This window comes from Thiomonas arsenitoxydans (assembly GCF_000253115.1).
GTDB classification, from domain to species: Bacteria; Pseudomonadota; Gammaproteobacteria; order Burkholderiales; family Burkholderiaceae_C; genus Thiomonas; species Thiomonas arsenitoxydans.
The window spans coordinates 3,376,839-3,396,605 of record NC_014145.1 but is presented as its reverse complement, the minus strand read 5'-3'; the positions used below and the strand labels follow the sequence as shown (position 1 = coordinate 3,396,605).

The following is a 19,767-nucleotide window of genomic DNA, read 5'->3' as shown; positions in this document are numbered from 1 at the left end:
TGCCATGCTCGAACTCCGCCATCTGCGCTCTCTTATCGCCATCGCCGAGACCGGTCGCATCAACGCCGCGGCCGAGGCCGTGCATCTCACGCCGTCGGCGCTGTCGCACCAGTTGCGCGCGCTGGAGGATCACTACGGCATGCCGCTGTTGCTGCGCGACGTGCGCGGCCTGCGCTTCACCCCGGCGGGCGAGCGTCTGCTGGCGCTGGCGCGGCAGATGCGCGAGGCGCAGCAGGCCGCCGAGCAAGACTTGCAGCGTATTCAGGGCGATACTCGCGGCACCCTGCGGGTGGTTCTCGAATGCCACACTTGCTTCGAATGGCTGATGCCGGTGCTCGACGCCTTTCGTCAGCGCTGGCCCGATGTCGAGGTCGATCTGGTCTCGGGCTTTCACCGCGACCCGCTCACGCTGCTGAGCAAGGACAAGGCCGATGTAGTGATCGGCGCGCTGCGCCCGCCCGGGCGGCAGTGGGCTTCGCTGCCGCTGTTTCGCTTTGAAATTCTGCTGGCGCTGCCACCTGGCCATGCCCTGTGTGCGAAGCGCAGCGTGCGCGCCGTCGATCTTCAGGGCGAGACGCTGATCACCTACCCCGCGCCGGATGAGCGTATCGACCTCATTCGCGAGGTGCTGCAGCCTGCGGGCATCAGCCTACCGCGCCGCACGGCGGAACTCACCATCGCCATCCTGCAACTCGTCGCCAGCAGGCGCGGCGTCGCAGCGCTGCCCAACTGGGCGCTCAAACCCTCGCTGGACAGTGGTTATGTGCAGGCCCGCCGCATCGGCCCGCGCGGGCTGTGGAGCGAATTGCACGCCACCGTGCCGCGAGACCTGGCGCAGCGGCCTTATGTGCGAGATCTGGTGGAAATGGCACGCCAGAGTGTTGCAACGCATCTCGACGGCGTGCAACTGCTGTGACCATGGCCGATCAGGGCGCCGGGGCAAGCTGGCCGGAGCGGCAAGTTCAGCGCCAACGCCGCACAATCTATGCTGGTTTCAACCCCTGAAAACCCCTCGAAGGAGCTTCGAATGACCCATAAAACCCTCACCCTGCACACCGCCGACGGCCAGACCATCGGCGCCTATCTGGCCGAGCCTACTGGCAAACCCAAGGGCGGCATCGTTGTCGTCCAGGAAATTTTTGGCGTCAATGCGCACATTCGCAGCGTGGCCGATGGCTATGCGGCGGCGGGCTATCTCGCCATTGCGCCGGCCGTTTTTGACAGTGTGGAGAAAAACGTCGAACTCGGCTACGACCAAGCCGGCATGGAAAAAGGCATCGCCCTCGTTTCTGCGCTGGGTTTCGACCGCGCTCACGCCTCGGTGCAGGCTGCAGCCAAGGCCGTGGCCGCTGCAGGCAAGGTCGGTGTGGTGGGCTACTGCTGGGGCGGCACCATTGCCTACCTCACGGCCATTCGGGATGGCCTGCCCGCAGTGAGCTATTACGGCGGCCGAAATGTGCAGCTGGTGGGCGAAAAAACCCAGACGCCGCTGCAGTTTCACTACGGCCTGCGCGATGCCCACATCTCAGAGGCCGATCGTGAGGCCGTGCGCGCGGCCAACCCTCAAGCCGAGTTCTATGTGTACGAAGCCGACCACGGTTTCAACTGCGACGCCCGCGCCAGCTTTGATGCAGCCGCCGCCCAGCTGGCGCGCGAGCGAGCGCTAGCCTTTTTCGCCAAGCATGTCGGCTGAAAGGTTTACCGCAGGGCGTGCGCGATACTGACGGATTTGCGCAATCCATTCATGGCCCTGCACCGCATCCGCCGTATTTCCGCCCCTGCCGCTGAGTGTTGGCCGCCCGCGTTGCCCGCCGCGCGGCGCAGCGGCATCGAGAGCTGGCTGACTGATCCGGGCTCGCTCACCCGGCGTTTGCGGCGCAGCAGCGCACGCTTCGAGTTGCGGCTGCTGCGCCAAGGCCCGGCGCGCGCCCTGCGCGATGAATATCCGCTGCTCGGCCTGCCGCAAGGCCGCAAGGTCTGGCGCCGCGACGTGCTCCTGGTGGCCGACGGCGTGCCGCGGGTGTTGGGGCACAGCGTGTGCGCGCTGTCCGCCCTGCACGGGCCGTGGCGGCTGCTGCGGCATCTGGGCGTCAAGCCGGTGGGCGATGCGGTATTTACGCGCCCGCAGACCCGGCGCAGCGCTATGCGGGTCAAGCGTTTGTCGGCGGCTCATCCCTTGCTGCGGCTGGCGCGCCTCAACGGGTGGGCCCGCGAAGACGCGCTGTGGTCGCGGCGTTCGTCCTTCGTTTACGGCGGCTCGCGGCTCTGGGTGAGCGAGGTTTTTTTCTCGGGCTGAGAGTGAGACCAAAGTCACAGACCCGCCCGCCGTAACGGTAAAACTCCTTGATTTTCCGGGAGGAATTTTGTGGAAATTGCGAACTGTCAAATATTTCAGGGCTTGAATTTATATACTCTGCCCTGTATTTGTAACGTCTTGCAACGCCAAGATTCTGAATGTCACGCGTTGCGCAATCTCCCCACCTTTTTCTCCCAGGAGAACCACCATGCTGGTCAACAACCTCCGAGAACGCTATTCACCGATGTACTTCCTCGCCGCACTGAGCGCCGGTGGGCTTGCGGTGTCGTTTTTTATCTATCCCATGTTCCTGCTGCCGCACCCGGATACGCCGATGGTGACGTTCAATCACCTGTGGCCCGCGCTCACGGCCGGGGGTAATGCGCTTAATTCGGCGCTTATCGGGATCGATCTGGCGGCGATCATCCTGTTTGCCGTGCTGCATTTCTGGCTGCTGGCGTGGAATCTGCGCGAGTTCAAATTATTCCGCCAGACCGACGCCTACAAAAAGCTGCTGACCTCCAACGCCGAAATCAACCTCATGGCCGTGCCGCTGACCCTGGCGATGACCATCAACGTCGCCTTCGTCCTCGGCGCTGTGTTCGTGCCGAATTTGTGGAGCGTGGTGGAGTGGATGTATCCGGGCGCGATTGCCGCCTTCCTCGCCGTGGGCATCTATGCCCTGCGCATTCTCGGCGCCTACTTCACCCGGCTGTTCGTGCATGCGCAGTTCGACTTCGCCGAGAACAACTCGCTGGCGCCGATGGTGTCGATCTTCGCTCTGGCGATGGTGGCCGTGGGCCTGGCTGCACCCGGCGCCATGAGCCATCACCGCGAGATCAACGCCATCGCCATGGTGCTGTCGATCTTTTTCGCCAGTGCGGCCATTCTGTTGCTGCTCATCAAGATCGTGCTCGGGTTCGACGCCATTCTGCGCCACGGCATTCAGCCGCAGGCCGCGGGCAGTCTGTGGATCGTCATCCCCATTCTCACGCTGCTGGGCATCACCTGGATTCGCTGGTCCATGGGTCTGTCGCATCAATTCGGCAACACCAACCATCCGACGGACCTGCTGCTGTTCACCACGGTGGTCGTGTCGCTACAGGTGATCTTCGGCCTGATCGGCTATGCGGTGATGAAAAAGGTCAATTACTTTGCCGACTATGCCGGCGGCGCCAAATCCAACGCGGGCGCCTTCGCGCTGATCTGCCCCGGCGTGGCGTTTTTCGTCTTCGGCATGTTCTTCATCAGCTTCGGTCTGGTGATTCCCAAGTTGGTGGGCGCGGGCTCATGGATGTATTACCTGCTCATGGCGCCCCTGATCGCCGTGCAACTCAAGACCATTCAGGTGTACTTCCGCCTGTTTGGCAAGATGCTGATCAAGCCGCGCCTGCAACTGGTGTCGGCCTGACGCCGCTCGGTAGGCAAAAAAGGACGCCTCGGCGTCCTTTTTTTCATGCGGCAAAGACTGGCGGGCGCCAATGCCCCCAGGGGCGTTCCTGTTCCAGTTGAGTGGCCAGTTGAAACAGCAAGTCTTCACGCCCCCAGGCGGCGCCGAACTGCACGCCCACGGGCAAACCGTTGTCGTCCAGGGCCCATGGAACAGACATCGCTGGCGTGCCGGTGAGGTTGGCCAATTGGGTGAACGGGGTGCGGTGCAGATTGTCGAAGGCGAGTTGCTCCACCAGACCGCTGCGGCGCAACACCCCGTCGAGCCCGAACCGCAGAATCAGTTGCAACGCCGTGCGCTGCCACCTTGGCGCCGCCAGCTCGCCGATGCGAGCCGGAGGTTGCGCGCAGGTGGGTGTGAGGTAGAGATCGAAGCGCGTGAACAACTGGCCCAGCGCGCGCATCGGGCTGTTCCAGCGCGCACGCGCCAGGGCATAGTCGCCCGCCGCAAGGCCGCGTCCGATCAACCCCAGAGCCTGGGTGTCCGTCTCGAAAGCCGAAGCGGGCACGCCCTGCTGCTGCCACCAGGTCAATTGCGCCGCCACCTGTCCGAAGTACATCGTCAGGTAGTCGCGCGCCAGTTGCATGCCGTCGCCCACGGGGTCGATCCATTCGACGTGATGCCCCAGCGATTGCAGCAATTGCCCGCAATCCGAAGCGGCGCGCGACCAAGCGGCATCGACCGCGCCGCCGATGGGCGAAGCCGTGCTCAGTGCAATGCGCAGCCGTTGTGTCGGCGCCTGCAGCTCCTGCGAAAAGGGCCGGGCCGGCGGCTGGACGATGAACGGATCGCCCGGCTCCGGGCCTGCGATGACATCGAGCAGGGCCGCACTGTCGCGCACCGTGCGGGAAATCGTATGGGTGCTGACGGCTCCCTCCCACTGCTCATCGAACTGAGGCGCACAACTCACCCGCCCACGCGAAGGTTTGAGCCCGAACAAACCGCAATAAGCCGCCGGAATACGGATCGACCCTCCGCCGTCTCCCGCAGCCGCCGCCGGCACAATACCCGCAGCCACCGCAGCCGCGGCACCCCCAGAAGAGCCGCCGGGTGTGTGGTCGAGATTCCACGGATTGCGCGTCGGCCCAAACGCCACCGGCTCGGTGATGGCCTTCAAGCCCAGCTCCGGCGTATTGGTCTTGCCGAAAATCAACAGCCCGGCCTGCTCCCACCGCCGCACGACCGCGTCGGTCTGCGCCACTGGTCTGCGGGCCAACGCAGCATTGCCCTGGCTGGTACCGTACCCGGCCAGATCCATGCTCAGGTCCTTGAGCAGAAACGGAACACCCGCAAACGGGGCGTCCCCGGTGCGCGCGTGCTTCAACCCGGCTTTGGCGTGCTCGCGCAAATCTCCGATGACGGCATTGATTCGCGGATTGATCGCATCACAGCGCGCGATGGCGCTTAGCAAGACCTCCGCAGCATCACACTCGCCACGGCGGATACGCTCAGCAAGATCCAGGGCATCCGGAATGTGAGACGAAATGGCAGATGGATTTTGAGTCGACATGTCGTGCTCAATGAAAGCACATCCAGCGGGAAACAAAAAGGCCTCCCGATGAGGGGAGGCCCTCAGCGCTCTTTAGGCGGGAGATTTGGCACAAAATTTGGCATAAAAAACAAAGCCCCGCGGGTTAGGCGGGGCTAAGTTGTTGAATCCACTTGGTGGCCAGGGGCAGAATCGAACTGCCGACACGCGGATTTTCAAGCCATTTCAGGGGCTGTTTCCGGGTCTAGACATCACGCACTATTCAACAATATCAAGCACTTGTGCGCACTCATCCGCAATCACCCGCACTTGATTCCCGGTGTCATTGGCACAATTTTTGGCACAAAATGACACGGCAAAAGTGTACAGCAATGGGCGGTTCCAACGCCATGCTGAACCAACGTTGAAAAGCCGTGGCCTCACCTCCCGAATCGCACCTGGCCAAACGTTTAAAAAAGCTCGCTACACGCTTGGTCGGAGGAGAGGGCTCAACACCCCGCGGCCGACAATGTGAACGAGTCGTTCGCAAGCGTCAAGCGGGAGCCAGGGGCGCACACTGGGCGTGACAGCTAGAGGTGAGGCAGGGACAAGCGGAATTTTGTCCAGAGTCTGGCTGAGTGCAGGCGCAACCGCGCGACCTGCATGCTCGTTGCGACGGTCCGGCGCCATACGTCCGAATCTCCGCTTTTCGAGCCAAACGCGAACCTGGCTCTGGTCGAGCGGGCTAGGGGGCGTTTGGCTCGAAGCTCAAGTCCTCACCACCATCCGAATGTCCCTTTGCAATAAGAGGGGTTTAAAACTCTAAAAAACAGTTCTCTCGGCGATAGCCGAGAGAACAAACGGCCGCAGGCCGTTCGTTCCCTCCGCGAAGCGGCTCTTGACCTGCCGCCGCCCTGGCGGCTGAGTAGCCGCGCTCAGATGGCTGTGACGTGGTACTCATCGCAGAGCGCGTCAAAGGCCTCGCCTGCGAGCTTGTAGGTGCGCGCCCGGGTGATGCCGCTTCGCTCGAACAGGGCGACGGCGTATCGGTCGTTGTGTTGGCGTGAGACGTATCGGATACCGTCCCACTTGGGGTCGGCCTCGTGGATAGCTTTGGCCCAGGCCATAGACGCGGTGTAGTCGCTGCCAGCGCTGATGTCGTTGTTGAGGCCGAGCGTTTTCAGGGCCTTGCCCGTGAGGTCGGCCAGCACCAAGTCGGGAGCCCCCGGTCGCCGCAGCCGCACGACGTGTCGAGACGTCAGGTCGGCCAGGGGAATTTCGTAACGACCCTTTCTGAACCAGGCGCTTTCGTGGATGACCGATTCGCAAAAAGCAACCGCGATATCGTCTGCGGCATAGCAAGTGCCAAAGCTGCCGGGCAGCCCTATCGGTGGCCCGTCGAAGCGGTAACGACCACGCGACCAGTACGGCTCGGTCTTGGGGAATTTGGACAGCCGAACCAGCGTATCCGCACGGACTCGGACCTCTTCGAGCAACTGCTCGAAGCTCCCGGGGTCAGGCAGCCTCAGCGACATCGGTCTCGGCGTTTGCTTCGGCAGCCCAGGCTTGGGCGAGTTGGGTGACACGGGCAAGCTGTGCGTCGGTATTCTTGCCCGCCAGCGACTGAAGCACGGTTTTGCCGCCCAGCGCGCCATGAGCCCGCTTCCAGAAGATGAGCTTCTCCGACGGTGATAAGGCGCCCAGCGCCATGCACACGGCGCCGACGTCATCTCGATTGAGCTCGAGAAACTCCTTGGGATAGTAACGATGGCTCTTGACCACGATGGCAAACACCTCGCCACGGGCCGCAGCTGGCCCCAAGGCTTGCGGGGTGAGACCCCAGGCGTCAGCAAGCGTTTTAGCCGAAATGACCTCCCCGGAGGTGACCCATTCAACTTTGGCCGCTTCGCTTTGAGCGACCGAAGCGGCCAGTCCAGTGTGTGCCGGGGTCGCGTGCCCCGCGACTGGCGCAGCCTTGGCTCGTCGAATACGCGACTCCGGCAGAACACGGGCCTTCTTCACCGAAGCAATCCTCCCCTGCCGATTCATTTGGGCGAGGGCCTGGGTGAGCGTTTTCTCGAGCCGAGAGACCTTGGTCTCCAGCCTTTTGATGTAGTTGCGCGCCGGTGCAGGCAGGCTTTTGAGGTCAGCAGTGTTCATCGGCATAGACTAGCATCGAATCGAAATCGCCGCAAATCGCGAAAACGGCGAAAACCCCCGGTGCTTGGAAGGCGGCACCGCTGCGACCGGGAGGGGCGGTTGAGGGCTCTTCCAGAAACCAGCGGGCTGCCGGGTGATGGCAAGCAAGGGCTTCAGCGCGCGGCCTAGACCGCGCTCGCTGGTCAACTCAGCGTCGGAAGCCAGAACGCCTCGGCCGGGCAGCCTTTGAAGAGGTTCTGCGGGACTTGAGAGAGATAGCTGCTTACGTCATCGAACCCGTTGCCCCCTGCATCAGCACGAAATCCCGGTGGAATTGCAAGTAGCGGATATGCGCGGGTTTCAACCCATGAATAGCCCACTGCGGCGAGATGCCGAGCTGTTGGCGGGCGTCTGCGGGGAGCGCCGCAGAAACAATGAGACAACCCTGGTCTGAGAAGGAAATCCAACCGCCATCGAACAGGGCGTCTACATGGGGCGCCAAGAGCAAGCCATTGAAAACGTCCAGACGTTCGTCGTCTTCGACGCACTTGGCCCAGGGTTTGATGTGCGATGCCCGGAGCAAGCCCGGAACCGCTAGGTTCGTTACGCAGCATCGCCCTTGCCAGTAATCAAGCAGTGCGTTCCTGAAAAGGTCTTGCCCAATCCTTTGAATCACCAGGCGCTCGGCTTCGGTTGTAGCGGGCAGCGCCTGCACAGCGTGTCGGAATTGGTCGGCGACCCGGTTAGGCATCGTTCGGGCAATGGCCGCAGCGCGCCGGAGAATGCGGTAGAGCTTGTCGAGTAGGTTCCTCAGAATTTTGGAGCTTTCCCAAGCAGCTAACTGGTATCTTCGCCTCGAGGAAAACATCGCCATGCCGACCCTAGACCAGACGATAGTCCAAGACCTCACCGCGAGGCTAACGCGCTTCCTGCAGGCAACCGGTGGATACGACGAGCTCAAATTTTTGGATGCTGGTGGCTCGGCAGCCGTCTTTCGCGTTCAGCGTGGACAAGACGTACGCGCCGTCAAGGCCTTTGACCCAGCGCTCTTCCATGGCCCTGGTGGCGCGGCTGAACGAAGACGCCTGCACGTGCAACGCAGGCTAATCGGGCATACCTGCCCAAGTCTTGTTCAAACATACCGGGTCGACGAAGCTGAGGATACCGCCTTCATTGAAATGGAATTCGTCGACTGGCCGCAGCTCGCGCGGAAGCTACGCGACGTGCCAGATGAAACCATCGTTCCCCTTATCACCCAGCTCGTCGATGCAGTCCGATACCTTGATGGCTTGAAAATCGTGCATCGCGACATAAAACCAGAAAACATCCACGTCTCACTAGATTACAAGACTATAAAGCTCCTAGACCTAGGCGTCGTGCGCGAGTTTGACTGGCTTGATGAGAGCGATGCCACTGTGACCGATAGTGGCGCGCGCCGCCCGTTCCTAGCTACTGCACAATACAGCTCACCCGAGTACCTTTTCCGCTTAGATGAGCCAACGGAGAAACTATGGCGCGGCCTAAACTTCTACCAAGTCGGCGCTATACTTCATGACTTAATTAAAAAAGAGGCACTTTTTCAATATGAAGTAAATCTTGGAAACCGGTGGTTAGTCGCACGCGCGGTTCTAATGAAACAACCGACATTTTCTGACACAGAACCGCATCGGCTTCCTGGATTGAAAGCACTGGCAATACGTTGCCTTACAAAGGATATCGATACGCGCCTCGCACTTGTTGGGTGGGAGGACTTCCTACTGGAGGGTGATTTGGACCCCAAGGCAGCCCTTCGAGACCGCCTGTCCAAGGGGCTTGCATGTTTGGTAGGCCAACCTAATGAAGCTCCCGCCGCCAAATTAACATTCGAGCGTAATGAATATATTCGACGATTTTCGGAACGCCTGCGAACAGAGCTAATTGGTATATGTGAAACCAACCTCCCGTTGACCATGCGGGCTTCAGACCCAGGCGAGCCGTCTAGCGTGAAGTGTCGCTTTTCGCCCAATAGTCAAATTGACATTGAGTGTGTTGTTGTCTTTGCATGGCAGTCTCAAATCTACGAAAAAACTGCAAATGTCGAGGTCGGCGCACGCATCTTGTGTTGCGGTAAAGGCGAGATTTCAGGGCAGCCACAATTGAAGAAGCCAACGGCGGTCATAGCAATACAATCTGGCGAGGACGAGGCGGTTCAGTTGATTTCAACAGAAATCGCCCGCCGCGTAGGCCTCGGGTTAGACCAAATCGAAGCTGTCGGTGCCGATATTGTGAAGCTTCACTTAATGAACCTAGAATGAGCGCAAGAGGGGATTTAGATGCGAACCAGCTGGTGGCGTTCCAAAAATGAATTAGATGCGGACCAAATCGCTTTTATCCAACTACCGCCACACGGTCGCTACGCTTTAATCGGCCCACCTGGCTCTGGAAAGACAAACCTTCTACTTCTGCGAGCGCAATACATTGCAGGGACGGGGGAAAAGAATGTTTTGGTTATTACATACACAAACGCGCTTGCCGACTTCATACGCACCGGAATTAGCTCGTCAGGACTTATCGCGACAAATCAGATAAAAACATACCATTCTTGGGCCGCGTCGCACATCTTAGAAAATCTCGGCCAACGCGCAATTCCAAAGGGTGAAGATTTTGACGAAGGCACACGAAGGGCCATTACTGGATTGCTTCAAGAGACGAATAACGCACTACAATCAAAGAGACTTTACAGCGCCATCTTTGTTGACGAAGCCCAGGACTTCACCGCTGAGGAACTCGCCGCGCTACTTTCGCTAAGCGATAATGTTTGTATTTGCGGAGACGAGAACCAAGGAATATATCGCAGAGATGGCTTGGCGGCGGTAAAAAATCTTGCTCTTGCGCCATATGAGCTCAAGCGACACTTCCGAATTGGGCAGAGAATCGCACGGGTTGCGGACCGATTGATACCCCCGGAAGAAGGCAAAGCGAGTCTTGAGGAAACATCCAATTACAATCCAAAAACACAGGGCGAATCTAGCGCAGTCATGCATCCGTGCTCAAGTAGAGACGAGCAGTTTTCGCGCATGCTTGAACTGATTCAGGTTCAACTCGATGCCTTCAAAGGCGACAGCATAGGAATAATTTGCGGAACAAGGGAGTCTGTCACAGAACTCCGAGCACGATTTAATGAAACAGAATTACATGGTATAACTATCGCACATGGTGTCGAAAAGGACGCAAGCTTCTCATCTGAAAAGCGAATTCATATAATGACAATCCACGCCGCGAAAGGCACGGAATTCCGGGCCGTACACATCTACGGCGCAGAAGAACTTGCGAACCATCCACTCAATCGCAGGCGGCTCGGCTATACCGCAATCACACGAGCAAAGACAGCTCTCAACGTCTTCCGAACCGGAGCGACTAACAATCCTCTGGAAAACGCGTTTGCTGAGCCGAGCCACGTTGAAATTGACGAACTATTTGACTAATGACTATGGCGACTATCCGTTGGCATGAGGTCAGTAGGGAAGACTTGCTCGATGTGTTGCTAGGCGAGCCTAGTTCTCTCAAACCAAGCATCTCTAGTTTCCCATCGCTCGAGGTAAAGGGTGGGAAGCTCGCGGTCGCCTACGCGGCTGAAGCAGGAACGGATGCATATTTGTTGCCTACCCTTGTGGTTTTAGGAAACGAGTTCGCTGCGGACACGCTATCTTGGCTACGCGTATATGCTGATGAGGTATCCCCAATTAGCCAGTTCGCCCGAGTCGTGCTAGCGAGCGACTGGTCTGCCTTCGGCGAAGCAACCGATAGTCTGCGTCGCGTCAGAAATCGAGCTGACCGCTGGGCATGCGTGGCAGTAGGCGAGGCTTTAGCCCAGTCGGATGGCGATTCCGAGTTGCAGGCGATGCCGCTTTCTAGGGTCTCAAGTTGCTTCTCGATACCAATAGGGCGCACAAACCTGCTGTTCGGCGATGGGAATTTGGTTCGCCAATGTGTCGATAGGCTGCGAACCGTGTCCCAAGACCAGAGGTTAGGGCGACGCACACTTTCGGTAGACCAGTTGCTACCGGTTTTGGCTATAGCCGGTTCGGCTGTTTTAGAGGACACCGCGGCATCAGAGGCGGCGTTATTGGTAGTAGAGGCTGCCTCTACTTACTTTGCAGCCTTTTTGCGCAGCCCTCCACTAGTTAGCTTCAATCAGCTTAAAAACTACCCAGGACTTTCGAGCGACTCTATTGAGGAGCGGGTGGTTGCTTTCAACAGACTGTCATTGGAGGTGCTGAATCAAGACCCGTCGCAATTTGGCGAAACGATTGCTCCCGTCTTGGCCGCCGCGGCCTTTCTTGTAGGAAGAGGCACTTCGCATGTATTCCTTCTCAAGCGATTTGGTCGCGTGGCGCCTGTCGCGTTTGCATGGTTCGGAGTCATAGCCGCTCTCGCGGGTCCTCGCGCATGGGATGGAGCATGGTTGCGTGCCGTGAAGGGCGCGGAGCGATTGCTTCGACCCAACTTCGACTGGCTTGATGCGCCGAGTGCAGACATTGGCTGGGCGGAGTTTTCTTGGCTTTCAAGCACCTTCGACGGTGTGGAACAACTTGCTGGCATTCCGAAGATGCTTCCGCGCACTCTCAGCATCGAAATTGTGCCCGGCGCCATTATCCAAGTGCGCCTTGGGACTGGAAGTGCGGACATTGAGTCCCGAGTAACCAGTGAGGCGAAGGCGCGCGAACGGGCACTCCAAGAGGCGCTGACGCAATTCGTTTCGCTGGCGCAACGGGTGAAGAATTTGGTTGAGAAACAGCCGGTGCAGGCTAACGAACAACAGACATTGGGGCTCGAAAGCGAGTCCATCGCTTTATCCACAAAGGGTGCCCGCTCGAGGAGGAGGCGGGACTCGAGCAGCACCTAGTTGAGCTTCACCCAGGGTTTTGAGTTCAAGTGCTAGCGCAGTATGCTCTACGGTAAGCTCAAGAAGGTATCGAGTCGGCGCTTGTCGATGGTCGCGAGTGGGTTTTAGCTGGTTCTTCCGCACCTCACCTGCATTCCTATTAGCCACAAACGCTCGCGGTCGAGCTCTTGCTCTTCCAACGCGCTACGGAAAACCCAAGGGTGCAGCTCAGCGGCGAACTGGCCACTTTTCGTCATTATTTCTCAGCCACTTGCGCATCTGCTGTTGCCGCCAACCGCAGAATAAGCCAGCCCACCGACAAATCGGTGGACTATGCCAATCATTGCGGAATTCGCATCGAGCTTCGTATCGTCTCCGCTTCCACCGGCTCAACGACAAGTCACCCTGGTCTCGCTACGGTGCGCCTTTCCTTTGTGCTCTGAATGCTTTAGCTTGTGCCTCTGCCTACATCCCCCTTCAGCGTTCTACTTCGAGAACATATCGCGTTCTGGAGCTTCTGCCCAGATACCGCGGTGCGGCTGTTTGGCGTGCGCTCGTGATGAACAGCTCAGCCCCAGTCCAAGCAGTTAACCGACTGCTCGCCCCCGAACTTCCTCCAGCACCCGCACAATTTCCGTCACCTTGGCCGGCGGAAAAATCCCCAGCGGCCCCTGCGCATTCACATCCGTGAACGGTGACTGAAACAGCCGGTCGGCATCCATCACGCCGTTCTGCGTCAGCTCCTGCACGATGAGGTCGATGAACTCAATCTGATTGGGTGTGGCCGTGGTGCCTTGTAGAAAGGTGCTGAAGGCCTGCATCGCCGCCTCGCGGTCAAGCCCGACCAGGGAGCGGATGAAAATACCCAGCCCGTGACTCTTCTCCCGCGCTTCGTCGATGAGGGCCTTCGACCCCCCGGCGTCCATCAGCATCTTCTCCAGCTCGACGAGGTCGGTTGTCGTCAGGGGCTGGTTGCGGCGTAGGCGCTGCAACGCCAGGTGCGATTCATGCGCCTTGAGAAACTGCCTTGCCTTCTCTTTGAACTTGGCCATGTTCAGGCCCGCCGTGACCTGGGGCAGCTCAATGGTGGCGGCGTCGCCCAACTCGTCCTCGAAATCCGTGTAGACGATTTTCTTCTGCGCCTTGGGGATGAGCTTGACCAGGGCGCGTAGGCGCCTGCGCACGGTCTCCAACATCGGCACCGTCACGTCTTCCCACCACTCGTCGCTCGCCACCGATTGAATGAGTACCGCCTCGGCTTTGATGGCGGGGATGGCCATCTCGTCTTCCAGGGCGCTGGCGATGGCTTGAATCTTGGCCTTCAAGCTCGCGAAATCGGGCTTGGCTTGCAGGATGGCCAGTTGCGTGCGTAGCACCAGCAGGTCGAAGCGCTTGGCGTCCTCGTCTTCATCAGTCAGTTCCGTCGGCAGCCCTGCAACCTTGGTCGTCAGCTCATGCATTTCTTCCGGGCCGAGCTTGTGCCAGGCGTCGGTCTTGGCGAACTTCTCCACATATTGGCGCTGCGGCCGCACCACGAAGTTGTCCAGCTTCATCGCCGCAACAATCTCATGGAGCAGGCTGGCCGTATCAGCGCGCAGTTCGGCCGGCGTGGGGTACCCACCATACGGCGTCGTTCCCTCGCCGACATACGGCTGGGTCTCTGCCTTGGCGTCGAGTTCGCCAATCATCTCCAGGCGCGCCTTGAACAGCCGCTTGCTCAAGGGTTCGGCGGCGGTGCCTTCTTTGAAGTCCGGGTTCTGACTGAAGAATTCGAGGTTCTGGCAATAGTCGAAGATGTAGAAGTTTTGTTTGTCGTCACCGGGGCCAAACAGGCCGGGGCACAGCCGCGTGCCGCGTCCCACCATCTGCCAGAATTTGGTCTTGGAACGCACCACCTTGAAGAACACCAGGTTCACCACCTCGGGCACGTCAATGCCGGTGTCGAGCATGTCCACCGAGATGGCGATATGCGGCATCTTCTCCTTGTTGGAGAAGTCATCGATGAGGCTCTGCGCGTACTCGGTCTTGTAGGTCACCACCCGGGCGAAGTGACCCTTGTAGTGCGGATAGTTGGCGTCGAAGCGCTTGCCGATGAAATCGGCATGGTCGTTGTTCTTGGCGAAGATGATGGTCTTGCCCAGGCGGTCGCCGCCGGCCACCTTCTGTCCCTTGGTCATCAGGGTGGCCAGCACCTTGTCGATGGTGTCTTGATTGAACAGCCATTTGTTCATGGCCTCGGCATTCACCTCGTCCGGGGTGTTGCCGTCTTCATCCCACTCCAATTCGTCCCAGCGCGCCTTCTCCTCTTCCGTGAGGTCGTCGTACTTGATGCCCTCGCGCTGGAACTTCAGCGGCACCGAGATGGCCACTGGCGGCACCAGGTGACCGTCTGCTACCGCTTCGTCCAGGCCGTAGGCGTCGGTGGGTACCCCGTCTTCCAGTCCGAACAGGCCGTAGGTGTTGTGGTCAATCTCGTCTTTGGGCGTGGCCGTCAGGCCCACCAGGAAGGCGTCGAAGTAGTCGAAGATGGCCCGGTACTTTTGGTAGACGGAGCGGTGCGCTTCGTCGATGACGATGAGGTCGAAGTGGCCCACGCCAAAGCGGCGCTGGGCATTCGACACCTCGTCTATCAAACCCATCATGGTCGGGTAGGTGCAGACGTACACCCGGCCATCGGTGTTCTTCTCGGTCACCAGGTTGACGGGGGCCGCATCGGGCAAGTGCGTCTTGAACGCCTTGACCGCCTGGTTGACCAGGGCCACGCGGTCGGCCAGGAACAGGACGCGCTTGGCCCAGTTGCAGCGCATGAGCACATCGGCCAGGGCGATGACGGTGCGGGTCTTGCCTGAGCCGGTGGCCATGACCAGCAGGGCCTTGCGCTGGTGGTCCCCCTCGAAGGACTGGCTTACCCGGCGTACGGCGCGGGTTTGGTAGTAACGCGCCACGATGGCGGGGTTGATGACGGCCTCGGCCATGGGCTTGCGGCTGCTGCGCCGCTGTATCAGCAGTTCCAGCTCGTCCTTCTTGTAGAACCCCTGCACCGGACGCGACGGGTAGGACGCATCATCCCAAATCCAGTGTTCGTAGCCGTTGGAATAGAAGATGACCGGGCGTTGGCCATACTGCTGCTCTAGGCAGTCTGCATAGAGCTTGGCCTGTTGCTGGCCTTCCTGCGGGTTCCTGGTGGTGCGCTTGGCCTCGATGAGCGCCAGCGGCTTGCTGTCGTCGCCCCACAGCACATAGTCCACATAGCCGAGGCCTGCGTTATTGGGCATGCCGGTGACTTCCACCTCGTGGCTCACCGCCGGGTCGAGGGTCCAGCCTGCTTCTTTGAGCAGCACGTCGATGAAGGCCTTGCGAGTGTCGGCTTCGGAGTAGTCGTGGGTGTCCGGCTCGGCGGTGTTGGCCTTCTTCGCGGCGGCCACGGCCTCGCGCAGGGTTTGCAGTTCGGCATCCAGCGCAGCGTTGTGCTGCTGGGCTGCGGCCAGTGCGGTGTCACGCTCCTTGAGCCGGGCTTCGAGCTGGAGCAGTTGCTCGGCGGATTGCGGCGCTTCGGTGGACGCCTTGGGCAGCTGGGCGAGGGAGAAGGTCTGGCCAGGAGACGGGCGATGCGTGCGGCCATAGGTACGGGCCAGCCAATAGCAGAGGTGGAACAGCTCGCGGGTGGCATTGACCGCATCTGCCGGGGCCATCTTCTTGGCCCCATGCACCGCCATATTGCCCAGGTCTTTGATAAGCCGGGCCTTGGTGAACAAGGCCTCGCCCACAGTGGCCTTGAAGGTGGGCTCGTGGATGAAGGCGCTCAGGTTGTCCTGGTAAGGCTGGCGTAGGGATTTGTCATTGGCGTACATCCACGATACGGCCAACTCCAGGGTGCGACGGGCGTAGAAGCAGGCGGCACGGGCATCGGTATTCGCCAATCCTTCGGCCTTGCTGGCCGCTTCGAAAAACAAAGGCCATTCGGGCTGGAGGAAGGCGAAGTTGCTCACTCAGAGTTCTCCACGGAAGGCGCGGTGTTGGAGGGTGACGAAAAGGTCGTCAAACTCGCGCAATGATTGGGCCTGAATTGCCTTAATTGATTTCACGAGTCCTTGCTTGGTCGTAAAACTCTTTTGCTTTTCTATAGGAGGGTAAAATACACGCAATGCTTTTAAATCAGCGAGATTAATTGTTTTTTGGGCTACTCCACGAGCAACTTTATCTATTTGCCGCCGAACACTAGCTGATTCAAGCATTGCGGCACAAAATGATGAATCGAGCTTCTCGGCGTTTGGCTTGATATGAGCAATATGCCGCTGAAAGCAGAACTCACGCTCACCAGAAACAACAGCCGTATTCCCATATGACCCGACCGTTGTAAAAAGAATATCTCCTGCATCGATTGCGCATCGTCTGGTCAATTCATGATAGGTTTCGCGGGAGATGAATTTTTCCGTGCTGTAGGAAATTTCACCATTGAGAATGTTGCTAATAAACAAAAATGGAATACCGTCAGGCTCCCATTTCGGTGATTGGTGTGTTCCGTCAGTAACGCGTACGCATAAATCTTCGAGATTTGTAACAGGGAGGCCATTAACATTTGATTCTAGGTCCCCAAACATCTCCACAAAAATCGCCTGGGTGAGCTTGTCGAGTTGCGCCAAGGCTTCCCGGCGCTTGGCGCGGAGGGCGTCAGCTTGGTCGAGGATGGCGGCGATGCGGCGTTGTTCGGGGACGGGTGGGAGAGGAATACTGAGTTCCGCCAAAAAATTTTCGGGAACGCGGCGCTGCCCCCCACTACCGGTCATTCTGCGCTCACCTTCAATACGAATGGTGCCTAGACGAAGGAAGTGATGTAGATATCGAGCGTCGGATTTATTCGGTAACGGTCTAACAACATGGAATTCTGTAGAGCCAAACCCGTATGTTTCCGGTAAAAGAACCTGTGAGATTTTTCCGTTTTCGAAACATGGCGTGATTTTTGCCACCAATACATCACCGGATTTAAATGGCGTGTAGCCCTTGCTGACCTCGGCGTAGGGCCTTTGCTCGACAGATGTCACCTTTGCATCTTCTGCCGATAGCGATGCCATCGGAACGAAAGATACAAAGGCATTGGCGTCCAGCTTTTCGCCCAATCGAGGATTCAGAAGCGCAACCTCACGAAGAGGGAGTGATGGGAAGCCGCTCATTGACTAATCATTCCCTCAAGCTCCGCCATCCCCTCTTGAATCTCCGCCTCCAACTGCTTCAGCTTTTGCAGAATCTCCAGCGGGTGCTCATGCTCCACCGCCTCGTGCACCACTTCCTTGTAGCGGTTAATGGACAGGTCGTAGCCCTGCGCCGCGATGTCCGCCTTGCTTACGCAGAAACTCTGTGCGGTGCGGGGGCGTTGGCGCTCACTGCCGTCGCGTTGCTTCCATCGGGCTAGGGCATCCGGCAGGTTGTTCTTGGCGTGCTCGGCGTCTGACAAGGTCTTTGCCGGACTCACGCCCAGCTTGTCCTCGTCCAGCAAGGGCTGACGCTTGTCATCCAGGCTCCAGCCATCGGCTTGCAGGTCATAGAACCAGACCTGGTCGGTGCCTCCCGAGTTGGTCTTGGTGAACAGCAGGATGGCGGTAGAGACGCCGGCATAGGGCTTGAAAGCCCCGGACGGCAAGGAGATGACCCCGTCGAGCTTCTGGTCCTCAACAATCATCCGGCGCAGCTCCTTGTGCGCTTTGCTGGAACCAAACAACACGCCGTCGGGCACGATGACGGCGGCGCGACCGCCCGGTTTGAGCAGACGCAGGAACAGGGCGAGAAACAACAGCTCGGTCTTCTTGGTCTTGACCAGGGCCAGCAAGTCTTTGGCGGTGTTCTCGTAGTCCAAGCTACCGGCGAAGGGGGGATTGGCGAGGATGAGGCTGTACTTTTCTTCGTCGCTCGCGTGGTCCTGCGCGAGCGAATCCTTTTAGCGGATGTCCGGGTTCTCGACGCCGTGCAGCGCCATGTTCATGCTGCCGATGCGCAGCATGGTGTGGTCGAAGTCGTAGCCGTGGAACATGGCATGGTGGAAGTGCCAGCGGGCGTTGGCGTCGCTCAGGACCTCCGGGTGTTTCTCACGCAGATATTCCCCGGCAGCGACCAGGAAGCCACAGGTGCCGCTGGCCGGGTCGCAAATCACATCCCTTGCGGTGGGCGCGGTGAGTTCCACCATCAGCTTGATGATGTGCCGCGGGGTGCGGAACTGGCCGTTCTGCCCGGCGCTGGCAATCTTGCCCAGCATGTACTCGTAGATGTCGCCCTTTGTGTCCCGGTCGTCCATGGCGACGTGGTCGAGCATGTCCACCACTTTGGCCAGCAGGCCCGGCGTGGGAATGGTGAAGCGGGCATCCTTCATGTGGTGGCTGTAGGTCGAGCCATCGCCGCCCATGGTGCGCAGGAAGGGAAAGACGTGTTCGCCCACGACGGTGAACATCTCGGCCGGTGCGAAGTTCTTGAAGCGCGACCACCGCAGGTCGTCGTAGGGGCGACCCCTAGCGTCTTTGCCCGTCGGGAAGACGCGGTTCTCCATCGGGAGCTTCAGGACGAGGGCGCGGCCTTCTTCCAGGGTGTGGGTTTCGTCCAGGCGGCGGATGAACAGCAGGTAAGTAATTTGCTCCATCACCTCCAGGGGATTGGAGATGCCGCCGGACCAGAAGGCGTTCCAGATGGCGTCGATTTGGCTGCGGAGTTCCCCGGTGAGCATGTGCGTCCTTGCTTGTCTTTGTTTGACGCGCAATGGTAGCTAGGGAAAGGGCCGCGATGCGCTTCGGAACGTGACGGGCGAAGCCGACGTAAAAAAGCCCAGCGCGGTGAACAGCCTGGGCTTTGTTTAAACAAGGTGTGACCACGGTAGGCACCCGGCCATAGACGGCTTGGTCCGAGTGACACGGAGCACTGGGTAAACCAAGCGTTCGCAGACACGATAGCCTTGTTTTCATGTCACTTCGAGGGCCGCCATCGTATGTGGGTAGAGCACCCCATCTTTCTTAAAAGCGCCGTCGCGAATTTAAGGCAAAGCACTTCCTACACGGTTCAGATTGACGCGCATCAGCCAGGACAGGCTCGCGGCACGTCAAGGGAGCCCATAGTCAATTGAAAGGAATCGTGATGAATGCACCGATGGAATTGCTCAAAAAATCAGATGTTTGTGAACTTCTCAACATCTCGGCACGCTGCCTCGAATATATGGTGAAGGAAGCCCGGTTTCCCCCGCCAGTGCGCGTTGGTCGGTTCAATTATTGGTCGGCCAAGGCCATTGACCGATGGCGCGCCCGGTGTTTTGGAGCCCAAGAAAACTGGGCACCCTGACCTCGGGACAGTACACGTCGGACGAATGCAAGGGCACGCCGCTGCTTGGGTGGCAGGTCATGCAGCGAGTCGGGGGTCGAGCAACCTGGGTCTCATTTCTATTTCTTGTAGTGGCTTCCTTGCAGGGCGCCACAGTCCTTCGTTCATCCGACCGCTATCCCGGCCACGGATAAAACCGCGCCGCTACACAACAACATCAGAGCTCGTGATAACGCTGGCTTGACCTCCTGCTTTGG

14 protein-coding genes and 1 pseudogene are annotated in these 19,767 nt (G+C 59.2%); 8 read left to right on the top strand and 7 right to left on the bottom strand.

From position 1 onward, the window contains the following. The first annotated feature begins 4 nt into the window (after positions 1-4). The 4 genes from THI_RS16100 to THI_RS16085 all read left to right on the top strand — a co-directional run bounded on the left by THI_RS16100 (position 5) and on the right by THI_RS16085 (position 3,707). On the top strand, positions 5-916 hold the full coding sequence (locus tag THI_RS16100) for a LysR family transcriptional regulator (protein WP_013107327.1): 912 nt from the start codon (positions 5-7) through the stop codon (positions 914-916). Between the two features lie 111 nt (positions 917-1,027). After that, the gene (locus THI_RS16095; protein ID WP_013107326.1) at positions 1,028-1,693 is read left to right on the top strand and encodes a dienelactone hydrolase family protein; all 666 of its coding nucleotides are present in this window, start codon (positions 1,028-1,030) and stop codon (positions 1,691-1,693) included. Between the two features lie 51 nt (positions 1,694-1,744). Further along, on the top strand, positions 1,745-2,296 hold the full coding sequence (locus THI_RS16090; RefSeq protein WP_013107325.1) for a chorismate--pyruvate lyase family protein: 552 nt from the start codon (positions 1,745-1,747) through the stop codon (positions 2,294-2,296). A 208-nt stretch (positions 2,297-2,504) separates the two neighbouring features. After that, complete coding sequence (locus THI_RS16085) at positions 2,505-3,707, top strand: TsoY family (seleno)protein (protein WP_013107324.1); 1,203 nt, start codon at positions 2,505-2,507, stop codon at positions 3,705-3,707. 43 nt (positions 3,708-3,750) lie between these two features. Here THI_RS16085 and THI_RS16080 read toward each other — a convergent pair whose 3' ends face one another. The 4 genes from THI_RS16080 to THI_RS16065 all read right to left on the bottom strand — a co-directional run bounded on the left by THI_RS16080 (position 3,751) and on the right by THI_RS16065 (position 8,227). Beyond that, positions 3,751-5,256 (bottom strand): amidase, encoded by a 1,506-nt coding sequence (locus THI_RS16080; protein ID WP_013107323.1) that lies wholly within the window; start codon positions 5,254-5,256, stop codon positions 3,751-3,753. Positions 5,257-6,149: 893 nt separating this feature from the next. Next, a complete protein-coding gene (locus THI_RS18190; RefSeq protein WP_013107321.1) occupies positions 6,150-6,749 on the bottom strand; it encodes an RES family NAD+ phosphorylase in 600 nt (199 codons plus the stop codon). Continuing rightward, positions 6,730-7,374 (bottom strand): hypothetical protein, encoded by a 645-nt coding sequence (locus THI_RS18970; RefSeq protein ID WP_041609050.1) that lies wholly within the window; start codon positions 7,372-7,374, stop codon positions 6,730-6,732. Before THI_RS18970 ends, THI_RS18190 begins: the two co-directional genes overlap by 20 nt. A gap of 262 nt (positions 7,375-7,636) precedes the next feature. Then, positions 7,637-8,227 (bottom strand): HNH endonuclease, encoded by a 591-nt coding sequence (locus THI_RS16065; RefSeq protein ID WP_050985994.1) that lies wholly within the window; start codon positions 8,225-8,227, stop codon positions 7,637-7,639. Here THI_RS16065 and THI_RS16060 point away from each other — a divergent pair. The 3 genes from THI_RS16060 (at position 8,226) to THI_RS19435 (ending at position 12,238) form a co-directional block, all read left to right on the top strand. Next, positions 8,226-9,647: a protein kinase domain-containing protein gene (locus THI_RS16060; protein ID WP_041609049.1), complete on the top strand. Its 1,422-nt coding sequence runs from the start codon at positions 8,226-8,228 to the stop codon at positions 9,645-9,647. The two genes, THI_RS16065 and THI_RS16060, sit on opposite strands and share 2 nt — an antisense overlap. An 18-nt stretch (positions 9,648-9,665) precedes the next feature. Beyond that, positions 9,666-10,817 (top strand): UvrD-helicase domain-containing protein, encoded by a 1,152-nt coding sequence (locus tag THI_RS16055; RefSeq protein WP_013107317.1) that lies wholly within the window; start codon positions 9,666-9,668, stop codon positions 10,815-10,817. A 524-nt stretch (positions 10,818-11,341) separates the two neighbouring features. After that, the gene (locus tag THI_RS19435; protein ID WP_141130639.1) at positions 11,342-12,238 is read left to right on the top strand and encodes a hypothetical protein; all 897 of its coding nucleotides are present in this window, start codon (positions 11,342-11,344) and stop codon (positions 12,236-12,238) included. A 566-nt stretch (positions 12,239-12,804) separates the two neighbouring features. Here THI_RS19435 and THI_RS16045 read toward each other — a convergent pair. From THI_RS16045 to THI_RS16035, 3 genes and pseudogenes are all read right to left on the bottom strand, one after another. Continuing rightward, a complete protein-coding gene (locus THI_RS16045; protein ID WP_013107314.1) occupies positions 12,805-16,206 on the bottom strand; it encodes a DEAD/DEAH box helicase family protein in 3,402 nt (1,133 codons plus the stop codon). Beyond that, a complete protein-coding gene (locus THI_RS18600; RefSeq protein WP_013107313.1) occupies positions 16,207-17,388 on the bottom strand; it encodes a restriction endonuclease subunit S in 1,182 nt (393 codons plus the stop codon). It abuts the gene before it with no gap. Then, positions 17,385-18,926 (bottom strand): annotated as a pseudogene (locus THI_RS16035) (type I restriction-modification system subunit M). Before THI_RS16035 ends, THI_RS18600 begins: the two are co-directional and overlap by 4 nt. A 404-nt stretch (positions 18,927-19,330) precedes the next feature. On the opposite strand from THI_RS16035, the gene THI_RS18595 reads away from it, so the two are divergent. Further along, a complete protein-coding gene (locus THI_RS18595) occupies positions 19,331-19,531 on the top strand; it encodes a helix-turn-helix transcriptional regulator (RefSeq protein WP_141130637.1) in 201 nt (66 codons plus the stop codon). Positions 19,532-19,767 lie beyond the last annotated feature (236 nt).